Source organism: Intrasporangium chromatireducens Q5-1, from assembly GCF_000576575.1.
In the GTDB taxonomy this organism is placed as follows: domain Bacteria; phylum Actinomycetota; class Actinomycetes; order Actinomycetales; family Dermatophilaceae; genus Intrasporangium_A; species Intrasporangium_A chromatireducens.
This window is the reverse complement of the sequence record NZ_AWQS01000010.1, coordinates 17371-31233: the sequence shown is the minus strand read 5'-3', so window position 1 is coordinate 31233 and position 13863 is coordinate 17371. Positions and strand designations below refer to the sequence as shown.

Genomic DNA, 13863 nt, shown 5'->3' with positions numbered 1-13863 from the left:
GCCACCGCCGCGCCGCACCGACGGTGTTGAATAGCCCCATGGCCGCCGAACCCCTGCATGTGACCTTCGTGTGCAGCGGCAACATCTGCCGGTCGCCGATGGGCGACGTCATCCTGAGCCAGCTCGTCGCGGAGGCCGGTCTGTCGGACCAGATCCGGGTCACCTCGAGCGGCACCGGCGACTGGCACGTCGGGGAGCGGGCCGACCCGCGGACGGTCGCGGTGCTGCACCGCAACGGCTATGACGGGTCGGCCCACCGCGCAAGCCAGTTCGACGAGCGCACCTTCGACGACGTCGACCTCGTCCTTGCCTCGGACCTGGGCCATGTGCGTGCGCTGCGACGGCTGGCCCGCAATGACGCGGACCGCGACAAGATTCGCCTGGTCCGCGAGTTCGACCCCACAGCGGTCGCCAACGGCACCCTGGAGACCGACGACCCTTGGTACGGCGACGATTCCGACTTCGCCAGGTGCTTCCGCGAGGTGGAGGCGGCGTGCCGGGGGATCCTCACCCACCTCGAGGAACGGCTCCGCTGAGGCATGGACAACCTGAGACTCACCATCCCGGCCTATCCGGTGGGGGCACCGTGCTGGGTGGACCTGCTCGTCGCGGATCCTGCTGCCGCACAAGACTTCTACACCGCGCTCTTCGGTTGGAGCTGGCGACCCGGGGACGAGCAGACCGGCGGCTACCCCCTGGCGCTGCTCCACGGCGCGCCGGTGGCTGGCCTGAGCCGACGCCCCGAGGGGGCACCCGTGCCGAGCCAGTGGACGACCTACCTGCGCACCGGGGACGTGTATGCCGCTGGGCGGGCGATCGCGCAGCACGGCGGACGCCCGCTCGGGCGCCCAGCGACGATGGGCCGACTCGCGCGCAGCCTCATCGCGACCGGCCCCGGTGGTGCGTACTTCGGCGTGTGGGAGCCTGGCTGGCTGCCCGGGTCCGGAGTGCTCGACGAGGCCGGCTCGTTGACCTGGAACGAGCTCGCGACCCGCGACTACGACGCGGTGCAGACCTTTTACCGGGCCGTCTTCGACCTCCGCTTCACCGATGCGTCCGAGGAAGGCGGCCCGCGCTGGGCGACGGCCGCGACGAGCGACGGCAACCCCGCCTTCGGGCTGTCCGAGGTCGGCCCGGAATGGCCCGACGACATCCCGTCGCACTGGATCGCCTCCTTCGCGACCGAGGCGATCGTCGAGACGGTCGCGACCGCGTTGGGACTCGGCGCGGCGCTGCTCAACGGTCCGTTCGAGGGCCCGTATGGCCTCGGCGCGGTGCTGAGGGGGCCTGAGGGTGAGGTCTTCTCGGTTCTGGAGCCGCACGAGGAGGACTGAGTCCCGCCGCCGGTCACGGTCTGGCGAGGCGACCGGGCCCTGCGGCGCCGCGATGGACGTGGTTGTCTAGGAGAACGGCGCCGGAGCCGCCGACGCCCGGACGACAGGAGTGCGCATGCCCGCCCCACCGTCACCGTTCCCGGCCGGCCAGCCATGCTGGGCCGACCTGCTCGTGCAGGATGTCGAGCGCACAGCGACGTTCTACGAGCATGTCCTCGGCTGGAGAGTCCCTGCGAGCAGCACGAACCCGGAGGGCTACCGAGTCGCCAAACGCAACGGCCGCGCCGTCGCCGGCATCGGCCAGCAGCCCCTCGAGGACCAGGGGATGACCCCGGCCTGGACCGTCTACCTCGCCGTCGCCGATCCCGGAGAAGCGACCGACCGTGCCGAGGCGGCCGGGGCGGAGGTCGGCTCCGAGCCGGACCAGGACCGGGGCTTCGGGCGGGCGGCCGTCCTCATCGACCCCTCGGGCGCCCGGGTCGGGCTGTGGGAGACCGGCAGCCACGACGGCATGGAGCTCGTCGGCGAGCCGGGTGCCATGTGCTGGAGCGAGACGATGACCCGCGACTACGACGCATCGAAGGCGTTCTATGCCGAGGTCTTCGGCTGGCAGCTCCAGGAGATCGGCGAGGGGGGCTTCCGCTACTCGGTCGCGCGCGTCGGTGACGAAGAGCCGTTCGTCGGGGTCGGGGCGATGCCCGCGGACGCCCCGGTCGACGACGCCTCGCACTGGACGGTGTACTTCGCCGTCGAGGACTGCGACGCCACGGTGGCCCGCATCCCCGAGCTCGGCGGTGGCGTTCCTCGGCCCCCACAGGACTCGCCCTACGGGCGGATGTCGGTCGTCGCCGGTCCCGAGGGCGAGACCTTCGCGATCATGCAGCTGCCCGACCGCGGCTGAGGCACCGGGCGAGACCGGCGTTTGCGCTCACTCGACGGGCCGCGGCCGGAGTTCGCGCTCACTGGACGGGCCGCGGCCGGAGTTTGCGCTCACTCGACGGGGAGGGGATGGGGAGGTGAGCGGCATACGGGATGGTTTTGAGGGTGGCCCAGCCCGGCTGGGAGGATGGCGGCATGCCCTCGCTCGCTGACGCCACCCCGCCCATCGCCCTCGGCGCGCTCGACGGCCGCTACCGCGTTGCTGTCGCGCCGCTCGTCGACCACCTGTCGGAGGCGGCGCTGAACCGGGAGCGGGTCCACGTGGAGGTCGAGTGGCTCGTGTTCCAGACGAGCCACGGCGTCGTCCCGGGGGTGCGCAAGCTGACCGACGACGAGGTCGCCGCCCTGCGGCAGGTCGTGACGGACTTCGGCCCGGACGACGTCGCGGAGCTGGGCGACATCGAGCGGGTCACGGTGCACGACGTCAAGGCCGTCGAGTACTACCTCAAGCGACGGCTCGCCGCGATCGCGCCGGCAGAGGAGGACAAGGGACTCGCCGAGCTGATCCACTTCGGGTGCACCAGTGAGGACGTCAACAACCTGTCCTACGCGCTCATGGTCAAGGGCGCCGTGACCGAGGTGTGGCTGCCGAAGGCCCGCGCGCTCGTCGACCAGCTCGCCACGATGGCGCGCGAGCTGCGCGACACCCCCCTCCTCGCCCACACGCACGGGCAGCCGGCGACGCCGACGACGATGGGCAAGGAGCTCGCCGTGCTCGCGTGGCGGCTCACCAGGCAGCTGCGTCGGGTCGAGCGGCAGGAGTACCTCGGCAAGTTCAACGGCGCCACCGGCACGTATGGCGCTCACCTCCTCGCGCTGCCCGACGTCGACTGGCCCGCCGTGTCGCGTGAGTTCGTCGAGGGGCTCGGCCTGACGTGGAACCCGCTGACGACGCAGATCGAGAGCCATGACTGGCAGGCCGAGCTCTATGCCGACCTGGCCCGGTTCAACCGGATCCTGCACAACCTGTGCACCGACGTCTGGACCTACATCTCGATGGGCTACTTCGCGCAGGTGCGGGGCCAGGGCACTGTCGGTTCGAGCACCATGCCGCACAAGGTCAACCCGATCCGCTTCGAGAACGCCGAGGCCAACCTCGAGGTCTCGAACGCGCTGCTCGACGTCCTCGGCTCCACCCTCGTCGAGAGCCGGATGCAGCGGGACCTCACCGACAGCTCGATGCAGCGCAACATCGGCACCGCCTTCGGCCACGGCCTGCTCGCCCTCGACAACGTCGCCCGCGGTCTCGCCGGTCTCGATGCCGTGCCCGCGGCGATGGCGGCCGACCTCGAGGCGAACTGGGAGGTGCTCGCCGAGCCGATCCAGTCGGCGATGCGGGCGCTCGGGGCGCAGGGTGTGCCGGGCATGGAGGAGCCGTATGAACGGCTCAAGGAGCTGACCCGGGGCCGCCGGATCAACGGCGACGACCTGCGGGAGTTCGTCCGGGGCCTGGGGCTGCCCGCCGACGTCGAGGCGCGGTTCCTCGAGCTGACCCCGCAGACCTACACGGCCCTCGCGAGCCGCCTGGTGGACTACCTGCCCTGACGCCTCGGCGGCCACTGCCGCGCCGTCCTGCCACCCACGCTGTGGAGGATCAGCCACGCCAGGATGTGCCGATCCTCCACAGCCCGGCCCGTCGCGCCCCCACCGCCGCGCCGCGATGCGGGCATACGATCGAGGCGGCTCCGAGGCACGAAGGAGAGGTTGATGACGGACAGCACGACCGCCAGGCCCCGACCGCAGCAGGTCCGCCTCGCGATCACGGGCATGACGTGCGCGTCGTGCTCGGCGCGCATCGAGCGCAAGCTCGGCAAGGTCGAGGGCATCGAGTCCGCCACCGTCAACCTCGCGACGGAGAAGGCGCAGGTCGTCTACACCGGGCCCGTCACCGTCGAGCAGATCGTCGCGGAGATCGAGCGCACCGGCTACGCCGCGACGGTCATCCCCGCCGGGGCCCCCGGGCGCCCCGCCGCGGGTGCCCTCCTCGACAAGCTGAACAGCCGGTATGCCGCTCACCCCGCTCCCGGACGCACCTCCCCCGCCGCCCGGGCCGGCTCCACAGGCAGGCCACAGCCGCCCGCCCCAGCGACCTCCGCGACCGAAGACGGGACACCAGCGACCCTCGACAGGCACCGGGACCGCCTGGTGCGCAGCGTGGTCGGCGCGGACCTCAGGACCCGCCTCGTCGTCGCGGCGGCCCTGACGATCCCGGTGTTCCTGCTCGCCATGGTCGTGCCCGCCTTCCCGGCCAGCCCCTGGCTCCAGCTCGTCCTCGCCACGCCGGTCGTCGCCTGGTGCGCGTGGCCGTTCCACCGGGCCGCGGCGATCAACGCGCGTCACCTCGCGTCCACCATGGACACGCTGGTCTCGCTCGGCGTGCTGGCCGCCTACCTCTACTCCCTCGTCGCCCTGCTCGCCGGGCAGAGCCACCTCTACTTCGAGACGGCGGCGGTCGTCACGACGTTCCTGCTCGTCGGCCGGTTCCTCGAGACGCGGGCGAAGGACAGCGGCAAGGACGCCCTGCGTTCCCTGCTCGACCTCGGCGCCAAGGACGTGTCGGTCCTGCGGGTGGACCCGCGCACCCGAATCACCGGCGAGCAGCGCGTTCCGGTCGAGCAGCTCGCCGTCGGCGACCAGTTCCTCGTGCGGCCGGGCGAGAAGGTCGCCACCGACGGCATCGTCCGCGACGGCTCGAGTGCCATCGATGCCAGCCTCGTCACCGGTGAGTCGGCACCGGTCGACGTCACCGTCGGCGACGCGGTGACCGGCGGCACGATCAACACGACCGGCCGACTCGTCATCGAGGCGACGCAGGTCGGCGCCGACACGATGCTCGCCGGCATCCAGCGCCTCGTCGAGGCGGCCCAGACCGGCAAGGCCCCGATCCAGCGGCTCGCCGACCGGGTCTCGGCCGTCTTCGTGCCGGTCGTCCTCGCCATCGCGCTCGTCACCCTCGTCGCCTGGCTCGCGACCGGCCACGGCGTCCCGCAGTCACTCGCCGTCGCCGTGACGGTGCTGATCATCGCCTGCCCCTGCGCCCTCGGTCTCGCGACGCCGACCGCCCTCCTCGTCGGCACGGGCCGGGGCGCCCAGCTCGGCACCCTCATCAAGGGCCCGCAGGTGCTCGAGGACACCCGCCGGGTCGACACACTCGTGCTCGACAAGACGGGCACGGTGACGACGGGGGACCTGCGGCTGAAGAAGATCGCCGTCATCGGCCGGCTCGACAAGAAGGCCGCGCTCAAGGCGGCGGCCTCCGTCGAGCAGGGCAGCGAGCACCCCATCGCCCGAGCCATCGTCGCCGGGGCCAAGGAGGCCCGCATCGGGCTGCCCCGGATCACCGACTTCACGGCGAACCCGGGCGAGGGCGCGTCCGCCCGGATCAACGGCACCGAGGTGACCGTCGGCAAGGCGGTCCTCTTCGACACCGTCGACCCAGCCCTCGTCGAGCACGCCCGCACCACTCCGGGCACGACGGTCCTCGTCGGGTGGGACGGCACCGCGCACGCCGCACTCACGGTGGGGGACGCCGTGCGCGACTCGTCCCGCGCGGCCGTCGAGCGGCTCCGGGGACTGGGGCTGACGCCATACCTGCTGACCGGCGACGCGGAGGCGAACGCCCGCAGCGTCGCCGAGCAGGTCGGCATCGACCCTGCGAAGGTCCGCGCCGACGTGCTGCCCACCGACAAGCACGCGATCGTGCGCGACCTGCAGCAGCAGGGCAAGGTCGTCGCGATGGTCGGCGACGGCGTCAACGACGCCGCTGCGCTGGCCCAGGCTGACCTCGGCATCGCGATGGGGTCGGGCACCGACGTCGCGATGGATTCCGCCGACATCATCCTCGTGCGCTCCGACCTCGACGCCGTCGGGGACGCCATCGAGCTGTCCCGAGCGACGCTGAAGGTGATCAAGCAGAACCTGCTGTGGGCCTTCGGCTACAACACCCTGGCCATCCCGGTCGCCGCGTTCGGCCTGCTCAACCCGATGATCGCCGGCGCCGCCATGGCCCTGTCCTCGGTGCTCGTCGTGTCGAACTCGCTGCGGCTCAAGGCGTTCCGCCGCTGAGACGCCGAGAGGCCGGTCCCTGCAAGGGCCGGCCTCTCGAGGCGGTCGTGCTCAGATGGTGACTTCGCCATCCGGCGTCGTGAACGTCACCGACATCAGACCCGGTGTGCCGCGCGGCGCGACGAACGTGAAGTCGACGCCCTCGGGCCGGTAGCCCGACGGCAGGCCCAGCCACTCGCGGACCCGGTCGGGGTCACCGGCGATCTCGAGCCGCTCGAGGGCGACTGCCGCGCTCGCCCCGTTGGACGGGTGCACGGCCATGTCCTCCCACTGGACGAAGAAGGGCAGCTGCGGGTCGGCCATCAGGCCCTTGATGCCCAGCTGCCGCCACCGCAGCTCGACCCCGTCGGGCCGGGTCCGGTTGCCCTCGACGGACTCGCGACCGAGGCGCTCCTCCGCGGGGTGGATGTCGTCGACGGCGACGACCCAGCCCATCCAGCCGCCCCCGGCCTCGGAGCGGGCGCGGACCGCCTGGCCGAACGGTGCCTTGTCGGACGCCGGGTGGTCGAGGACCTCGACGACCTCGAGATAGTTGTGGTTGGCCAACGGCAGGATCACGTTGCGCGTCCCGAACCGGGGATGCACCCCCCCGTCGACCGGCTCCACACCGATGAGCTTCGACAGCCGCTCGGCAGTTGCCTGCAGGCCGTCGGGCTCCGCCGCATAGGAGACGTGGTCAACTCGCATACAAGACATCGTGGCACACGCCAAGGGGTGCTCTTGACCACCCCCTCGTCGCCGCCGGCGGGACCCTTGAGGTATGCCGCTGAGCCGGCTCCCACCCGGACGCGCAGGTCAGCGCGTGGCGCGCTGGCGGACCGCCTCGTAGAGCACGATCGCCGCCGAGACCGACACGTTCAGGCTGTTGGCCTTGCCCCGCATGGGGATTCGCACCCGATGCGCGGCCGCCTCGAGCATCCGCTCGTCGACGCCGTGCTTCTCGCTGCCGACGACGACCGCGACCCGACGGGTGTAGTCGACCTCCGTGTGGAGCCGGTCGGTCTCCGGGGTCGTCACGACGAGGTCGACGTCGTTCGCGCCGGCCCACGCGAGCACCGCGTCGGTCGTCGCGCTCGCGACCGGCAGGGCGAACACCGTTCCCTTGCTCGCACGCACGACATTGGGGTTGCCCCAGTCGGTGACCGGGTCGGCGGCGACGACCGCGTCGACCCGGACCGCGTCGGCGGTGCGGAGCATGGCGCCGAGGTTCCCCGGCTTCTCGACTCCTTGCGCGAGGAGGCCGAGGAAGTCCGGGCGGTCGACCGGGAGCGAGCTCAGCGGCATACCGACCTGGTCGACGAGCGCGAGGAGACCGTCGGCGCCCTCGCGATAGGCGACCTTCTCATAGGCGCCGCGCGAGAGGTGCACGACCTCCACGCCCGTCTCCCGGACCCGAGCGAGGAGGTCGGACTGGTGGCCGATGTCCTGGGAGCCGGCCCGGCCGGCGGGGCTGAACAGCTCCTCGCAGACGAAGAGGGTGCGCGGCCGGACGTCCGCCTCGAGCGCGAGGGCGAGCTCCTCGTAGCCCTCGACGACCGTCTGCCCGGTCTCCTCACGGGTGCGGCGCCGACGCAGGGCGAGCAGCGCCTTCAGGCGCGGGTTCGCCGGGGACGTGATGGTCAGCTCGCGGGATGGTGTCATGGCCGGTCCAGCATTCCATCCTTCGTCGCCCACACACCTATGGTGTGGCCATGCTCGATGCCCTCGCCCGACTGCCGTTCTGGCAGGCGTTCGTCGCGCTGTGGTGCATCGTCATGGTCCGCTCCAACGCGACGTACTGGGTGGGCCGCGGGGCCGTCGCCGGCTGGCAGCGGCTCCGGGACCGGCCGAGCCGGGCGAGCCGGGTGCGGGCGGAGCGGCTGATCCGGCGGCTCGGTCCGGTGGCGGTGGCGCTGTCGTACCTCACGATCGGGATCCAGACGACGATCCACCTCACCGCTGGGGCCCTGCGCATGCCGATGCGGCTGTACCTGCCGGCCGCGGTCGTCGGCTCGGCGGCGTGGGCGGCGATCTACGCCACGGTGGGGCTGGCCATCGTGCAGGCGTGGCTCGCCGCGATGGCCGGGTCCTGGTACGCGCTCACGGCGATCGCGGCCCTCGTCGTCGTCGGCGTCGCGACGTGGCTCGTCGGCCGCCGCCGTTCGGCCGACTCACCCCCCTCCTGACCATCGACAGTGCGCCATTCCCCGTCGACAGTGCGCCTCTCCCCATCGACAGTGCGCCTCTCCGGATCGACAGTGCGCCTCTCCGGATGACAGTGCGCTTGTCTCGATCGACGGGGCAGCAATTTCCTACCTGCCAGCCACCCAGTCAGCCATGCCGGGGGTGAGGAAGAGCAGGCGAGGACCCTCGGCGTAGAGCGTGCCCTTCTTGAGGAGCCGGTCCCGCAGGTAGGAGACCTGGCTCTGGGCCTTGCCGAGGGCGGTCGCCACCTGCGGTCCGGTCGCCTCACCGGTCCGCACGATGAGCGTGGCGACCGCGGCGAGGTACTCCTGCTCCTTCGGGGAGGCGTCGTTCCAGCGGGCGACGTAGAGCCCGTCCTCGAGCTCGTGGCGGGCAGCGTCGAGCGCCCGGCGGGCGTGGGCGACGGTGATCCGCGTGGCCCCGGACGATGCACGCCAGGCGTGATGGCCGTAGAGCTGGACGGCGTAGGGGTAGCCGCCCGACGCCTCGACGAGGAGGTCTGCGGCGGCGGCGTCCAGCGGCCGGCCCGCCTCGGCGGCCGGCTCCATGAGTGCTTGCCGGGCGTCGGAGGCGCTCAGCAGGCCGAGCTCCTGCCACTCCCCCCGCTCGAGGTACGTGACCGACCGGTTCGGGTCGCGCAGCGAGGGCAGCCCGGCGACGATCACGACGAGCGGCCAGTCATCGCCCATGTGCTCCTGCAGCACGGCAGTGAAGCCGGCCAGCTCGTCCCGCGCGGCGAGCTGCGCCTCGTCGAGGGTGAGCACGACCCCGGCTCCCTCACGCATCGCGACGACCATCGTCGCGGCGAGCGCCTCCCCGACGGGGTCGGCGGTGGTGGGTCCCTCCGCCCCCCGCTCGAGGTTGACCTCGGCGCCGACCCCCAGCGCCGACGCGGAGATCTTGCCGCCAGTGACCCGTGGCCCGAGCTTGCCCCGCTTCGTCGTGTGCTCGAGGTCGAGGCGGACCGCCTCGAGCCGCTCGAGCAGCAGCGGCGTGAAGGGCCGTCGCGGCCGCACCTCGACGTGGACGGTCGGCCACCCGAGCCGCTCCGCCGCGAGCGCCGCGCCTTCGCCGAGCGCGACCGTCTTGCCGACCCCGCGGGTCCCGGTCAGGATGAGCGGACGGGGCGTGCGGCCGTCCAGCGCGGCGACGTCGAGTGCCTCCCGCACCGAGGCGAGGACGCCGTCGCGCCCGACGAAGGCCGGTGGCGGCACGTTGAAGCCCGGTCGGTACGGGTTCGGCACGCGGCTCATGTGCAGAGTATGGCGCGTATAGCGTCTTATGGCGCGGCGAACCGGCTGCTAGGCGAAGATCGGCCCCACCGGCGCGTACGCACCGACGAGGGCCGCGCGGACCTCGCTCAGCGGTGGCTCGCCCGGGCCCTGGAACCCGGTGTCGAGCCGCATCGGCTTGCCCCACGCGAGGAGGTCCTCGATGGTGTGGCCGGCGGCGCGGCCCGAAAGGGTGTCGAACCAGTCTGCGCGGCCGTAGGTGACGTCCCCACCGATCGTGACGAGCCGGACCCACGACGGGTCGGCCAGACAGACGCTCTCGTAGGGGTCCGAGTGGTGGCGCTCCAGCACCACGAGGTCAGCCGGCCGCCCGACGGCGACGGAGCCCAGGCGGTCCTCGAGCCCTGCCACGCGCGCGGCAACCGTCGTCACCATGGCGACGAGGTCGGCCGCAGCCATGGGATGTCCCTGCTCGGCCAGCTGACGCCGGGCGACCTTCAGCTCGGCGAGCAGGCTCGTCGAGCCGGAGGGCAGCCAGTCCGCGCCGAGCGCCACCGGCATCCCGGCGTCGAGCGCCGCACCTGCGAGGGTCGTCTCGCCGTAGAGGCGCAGGTTGGACTGCGGTGACCACACGAGCCGGCAGCCGGCCTCGGCCGCAGTGTGCAGGTCGTCCGCCGTGAGCGCCGAGGCGTGGATGAGGTTCGTCGCCGGGGTCGCGCCGCCGAGGTCGAGGAAGTGCTGGAACTCCTTCGCGCTGACGCGGTCGCCTCGCGCACCCTCCGACAGGTGCAGGTAGAACGCCGTCACCTCGCCGGACCTGATCTGGTCGAGGATCCGGGTGAAGGTCGGCAGCCCGAACGAGCCGGAGGGCAGGTCGATGAGGGACCGGGCGCGGTGGGTGCCGAAGACCCACTGGTCGACATTGCGGACGAGCGGCTCCGACCTCGATGTGCTCGCCCCCGAGGCCCCCTGGATGCCGGTGACGCCGCCGACGAGGGCACGCACCTCGGCGTAGCGGGTCTGGGTGTGGGGCGGCAGCTCCTTCAGGAGCCGGTTCTGTGGGTCGCGGACCAGCTCCTGGTACTCCTTGGACCGGCGCCAGGCGTAGCGGTTCGCGTAGCGCTTCGGCGGCTCCCAGGCAGCGAAGACGTTGAACTCCGGGTGGCCGTGCAGGTCGAGCAGGCCGGGCAGGATCACCCCGTCCGTCTCGAGGACGTCGACCGACGAGGGCCGGCGCCGGCTGACTCTGTCGATGACACCGCCGGCCACCGTGACGTAACCGCTCGACCAGGCCCCCTCCGGCGTGATGACGGCCCCGTGGAGGGCGAACGGTGCAGGGGGGAGCGCGCGGGTGCGCTCCGGCGGGCGCGGTAGCTCCTCGGTGATGCCCCGCTGGTACGCCCGCTCGAACGCGTCGTCAGGGGGGCGGTCGTCGCCGTCGGTCACCGGTCGTGCGGCCATGCTCGTCTCCTTCGGCGGGCGGCCCGGACCGCGGGCACTGGTTCCATCCGGGCCTGCTTGGTGGGAAGAGCGGCGCAGGTCCAACACTGATACGTCGGTGTCAGCGCCCCAGACGCCTGCTCTGGGAGGTCCTTCGTGGAAGGGTGGGCCCGTGATGACTTCACCTGCGAGCGGCGTCCAGCTGCACCTCACCTCGTTGCCGGAGGGTCGGCTGGGGCCGTCGGCCCGCGATTTCGTGGACTGGCTGGCGGCTGCCGGGCAGTCCGTGTGGCAGGTGCTGCCGGTGTCGGTGCCCGACCCGCTCGGCTCGCCGTACAAGTCGCCGTCCGCGTTCGCCGCCTCGCCGGCCCTGCTCGAGCATCCCGACGCACCGGTGTCGGCCGAGGAGCTGTCCGACTTCGCCGAGCGCGAGTCCTACTGGATCGGCTCGTGGACCGCGTTCGGCGGGGACCTCGCCGACCAGGTCCGCTTCGCGAGGGAGTGGGCGGACCTGCGCACCCATGCCGCTGCTCTTGGCGTGCGCATCCTTGGCGACGTCCCCATCTATGTCGCACCGGATGGGGCGGACGTCCGGGCCTGGCCGAGCATGTTCCGCGAGGACGCGGTCTCCGGCTGTCCCCCGGACGCCTACGCGGCAACGGGACAGCTGTGGGCCAACCCGCTCTACCGGTGGGACGTCATCGCGGCCGACGGCTACCGCTGGTGGATCGAGCGGCTGCGACGGTCGTTCACCCTCTTCGACTTCGTCCGGCTCGACCACTTCCGCGGCTTCGTCGACTACTGGGCGATCCCGGCCGATGCCGACACGGCGATGGAGGGTCATTGGGAGCGGGGTCCCGGCCGGGCGCTGTTCGACGCCGCGGAGGCACAGCTCGGCGAGCTGCCGATCCTCGCCGAGGACCTCGGCGACATCGACGCCGCGGTGATCGAGCTGCGCCGCACCTTGGGACTGCCCGGGATGGCAGTGCTGCAGTTCGGCTTCAACCCGGCCTACGCCGACAACACCCACCATCCCGACAACCTGCAGTACGACCAGGTCGTCTACACCGGCACCCATGACAACGACACGGTCCTCGGCTGGTGGGCAACCCTGCCGGACGCTCCGCGGCAGATGGTGCGGGCGGCGGCGGCCCGTGCCGGCGTGCGGGCCGACGTCGACCGCGAACCGTCCTGGGCGCTCATCGAGCTGGCCCTGGGCTCCCCCTGCCAGCTGGCCATGATGCAGGCCCAGGACGTGCTCGCCCTCGGGTCCGAGGCCCGGATGAACACCCCGGGGATCGAGGGCGGCTGGGACTGGCGGATGGCGGCCGGCGCGCTCACCGCCGAGCACGCCGAGCGGCTTCGGGCGCTCACCGAGGCTGCGGGGCGCGGCTGACGTCGCGGGGCGATCCCGACGCGGCACGCCGCAGCAGCAAGGCCCGCTCAGCCTCGTTCTCGGTCAGCTCCGCGGCGCGGGCGAACTCGGCGCGCGCCTCCGCACGCCGGCCCAACCGCTCGAGCAGGTCACCGCGGACGCTCGGCAGCAGGTGGTAGTCGGTGAGGGCGCCTGCCTCGACGAGCGCGTCGACGACGGCGAGAGCGGCAGCCGGCTCAGCGGCATACGACAGGGCGACAGCCCGGTTCAGGTCGATGACAGGTGACGGCACGATGCGCCCGAGCTCCTCGTAGAGCGCGACAATCCGCGCCCAGTCCGTCTCATCGGCGCGGCTCGCCCGCGCGTGGCACGCGGCGATCTCGGCCTGGAGGACATACGGACCACGTATGCCGCTGAGCTGGCTCGCGCGCGCCAGCGCGGCGAGCGCGTGGCGGATGAGCGTCCAGTCCCACCGCGTGCGGTCCTGGTCGAGGAGCAGGACCGGTGACCCGTCGGGGGCGATCCGGGCGCGCGTGCGCGAGGCCTGGATCTCCATCAGCGCGAGCAGGCCGAACACCTCGGGCTCGGCCGGCGCGAGGGCCGTCAGCACCCGGCCGAGCCGAATGGCCTCCTCCATGAGGTCTCCCCGCACCCAGTCCCGACCGGAGGTGGCCGCATAGCCCTCGTTGAAGATGAGGTAGACCGCCTCCAGCACCGAGGCGAGCCGGCGGTCGAGCTCCTCGCCGGAGGGGATCGCCAGCGTCACGCCGTCGGCAGCAAGGGTGCGCTTGGCCCTGGAGATCCGCTGGCCGACCGTCTTCTCCGGGGCGAGGAGCGCGCGAGCGACCTCGCGCGTGGTGAGGCCGCCGATCATCCGCAACGTCAAGGCGATTCGTGACTCGGCCGAGAGCTGCGGGTGGCAGGCGGCGAAGATCAGGGCGAGGACGTCGTCCTTGAGGTCCTCAAGAGCCAGGTCGAACTCCGACTCGGCAAGGGCCGCCACGCGCAGCTGCTCTGCATGGCCGAGCTGCTGCAGCTTGTCCGCCAGGTTGACGTCCCTCCGGATCCGGTCGATGGCCCGGCGGCGTGCGGTGGCCGTCAGCCATGCGCCCGGCCCGTCCGGGACACCGTCACGCGGCCACTGCTCGAGGGCTTGGACGAAGGCGTCCTGGGCCAGGTCCTCGGCGAGCCCGACGTCACCGACGAGGCGGGCGACGACGGCGGTGACCTTCGCCGCCTCCATGCGCCACACGGCCTCGACGGTGCGCCGGGCCCGGTCGGGGTCGCTCATGTG

The 13863-nt window shown here is 72.4% G+C and carries 12 protein-coding genes; 7 read left to right on the top strand and 5 right to left on the bottom strand.

The features are described 5' to 3' along the window. The first annotated feature begins 38 nt into the window (after positions 1-38). The 5 genes from N864_RS02595 (at position 39) to N864_RS02575 (ending at position 6338) form a co-directional block, all read left to right on the top strand. Positions 39-536: a low molecular weight protein-tyrosine-phosphatase gene (locus N864_RS02595; RefSeq protein ID WP_034713123.1), complete on the top strand. Its 498-nt coding sequence runs from the start codon at positions 39-41 to the stop codon at positions 534-536. 3 nt (positions 537-539) lie between these two features. Continuing rightward, positions 540-1334 (top strand): VOC family protein, encoded by a 795-nt coding sequence (locus N864_RS02590; RefSeq protein WP_034713119.1) that lies wholly within the window; start codon positions 540-542, stop codon positions 1332-1334. Positions 1335-1449: 115 nt separating this feature from the next. Continuing rightward, positions 1450-2235 (top strand): VOC family protein, encoded by a 786-nt coding sequence (locus N864_RS02585; protein ID WP_034713116.1) that lies wholly within the window; start codon positions 1450-1452, stop codon positions 2233-2235. Positions 2236-2408: 173 nt separating this feature from the next. Next, positions 2409-3818, top strand: a complete 1410-nt coding sequence (purB, locus tag N864_RS02580) for an adenylosuccinate lyase (protein ID WP_034713158.1) — start codon at positions 2409-2411, stop codon at positions 3816-3818. Between the two features lie 162 nt (positions 3819-3980). Continuing rightward, on the top strand, positions 3981-6338 hold the full coding sequence (locus N864_RS02575; RefSeq protein WP_034713113.1) for a heavy metal translocating P-type ATPase: 2358 nt from the start codon (positions 3981-3983) through the stop codon (positions 6336-6338). A 51-nt stretch (positions 6339-6389) separates the two neighbouring features. Here N864_RS02575 and N864_RS02570 read toward each other — a convergent pair whose 3' ends face one another. Both N864_RS02570 and N864_RS02565 read right to left on the bottom strand, forming a co-directional pair. Beyond that, complete coding sequence (locus N864_RS02570) at positions 6390-7025, bottom strand: VOC family protein (protein ID WP_034713110.1); 636 nt, start codon at positions 7023-7025, stop codon at positions 6390-6392. A 108-nt stretch (positions 7026-7133) separates the two neighbouring features. Next, entirely contained in the window at positions 7134-7979 is an 846-nt protein-coding gene (locus N864_RS02565; protein ID WP_034713108.1) for a TrmH family RNA methyltransferase, read from the bottom strand. A gap of 50 nt (positions 7980-8029) precedes the next feature. On the opposite strand from N864_RS02565, the gene N864_RS02560 reads away from it, so the two are divergent. Beyond that, entirely contained in the window at positions 8030-8503 is a 474-nt protein-coding gene (locus N864_RS02560; RefSeq protein ID WP_034713105.1) for a DedA family protein, read from the top strand. A gap of 126 nt (positions 8504-8629) precedes the next feature. On the opposite strand, the gene N864_RS02555 is transcribed toward N864_RS02560, so the two are convergent. Beyond that, positions 8630-9775, bottom strand: a complete 1146-nt coding sequence (locus tag N864_RS02555; RefSeq protein ID WP_081793305.1) for an ATP-binding protein — start codon at positions 9773-9775, stop codon at positions 8630-8632. A 48-nt stretch (positions 9776-9823) separates the two neighbouring features. Further along, positions 9824-11215: an amidohydrolase family protein gene (locus tag N864_RS02550; RefSeq protein ID WP_051518099.1), complete on the bottom strand. Its 1392-nt coding sequence runs from the start codon at positions 11213-11215 to the stop codon at positions 9824-9826. 154 nt (positions 11216-11369) lie between these two features. Between N864_RS02550 and N864_RS02545 the strand changes: the two genes are divergently transcribed. After that, positions 11370-12590, top strand: a complete 1221-nt coding sequence (locus N864_RS02545; RefSeq protein WP_034713154.1) for a 4-alpha-glucanotransferase — start codon at positions 11370-11372, stop codon at positions 12588-12590. On the opposite strand, the gene N864_RS02540 is transcribed toward N864_RS02545, so the two are convergent. Further along, complete coding sequence (locus tag N864_RS02540) at positions 12565-13860, bottom strand: RNA polymerase sigma factor (RefSeq protein ID WP_034713101.1); 1296 nt, start codon at positions 13858-13860, stop codon at positions 12565-12567. The two genes, N864_RS02545 and N864_RS02540, sit on opposite strands and share 26 nt — an antisense overlap. Positions 13861-13863: the final 3 nt, after the last annotated feature.

Coding starts and splice junctions, on each gene's coding strand:
- N864_RS02595 (WP_034713123.1), top strand. CDS start 39: ATGGCCGCCGAACCCCTGCATGTGACCTTCGTGTGCAGCGGCAACATC.
- N864_RS02590 (WP_034713119.1), top strand. CDS start 540: ATGGACAACCTGAGACTCACCATCCCGGCCTATCCGGTGGGGGCACCG.
- N864_RS02585 (WP_034713116.1), top strand. CDS start 1,450: ATGCCCGCCCCACCGTCACCGTTCCCGGCCGGCCAGCCATGCTGGGCC.
- purB (WP_034713158.1), top strand. CDS start 2,409: ATGCCCTCGCTCGCTGACGCCACCCCGCCCATCGCCCTCGGCGCGCTC.
- N864_RS02575 (WP_034713113.1), top strand. CDS start 3,981: ATGACGGACAGCACGACCGCCAGGCCCCGACCGCAGCAGGTCCGCCTC.
- N864_RS02570 (WP_034713110.1), bottom strand. CDS start 7,025: ATGCGAGTTGACCACGTCTCCTATGCGGCGGAGCCCGACGGCCTGCAG.
- N864_RS02565 (WP_034713108.1), bottom strand. CDS start 7,979: ATGACACCATCCCGCGAGCTGACCATCACGTCCCCGGCGAACCCGCGC.
- N864_RS02560 (WP_034713105.1), top strand. CDS start 8,030: ATGCTCGATGCCCTCGCCCGACTGCCGTTCTGGCAGGCGTTCGTCGCG.
- N864_RS02555 (WP_081793305.1), bottom strand. CDS start 9,775: ATGAGCCGCGTGCCGAACCCGTACCGACCGGGCTTCAACGTGCCGCCA.
- N864_RS02550 (WP_051518099.1), bottom strand. CDS start 11,215: ATGGCCGCACGACCGGTGACCGACGGCGACGACCGCCCCCCTGACGAC.
- N864_RS02545 (WP_034713154.1), top strand. CDS start 11,370: ATGACTTCACCTGCGAGCGGCGTCCAGCTGCACCTCACCTCGTTGCCG.
- N864_RS02540 (WP_034713101.1), bottom strand. CDS start 13,860: ATGAGCGACCCCGACCGGGCCCGGCGCACCGTCGAGGCCGTGTGGCGC.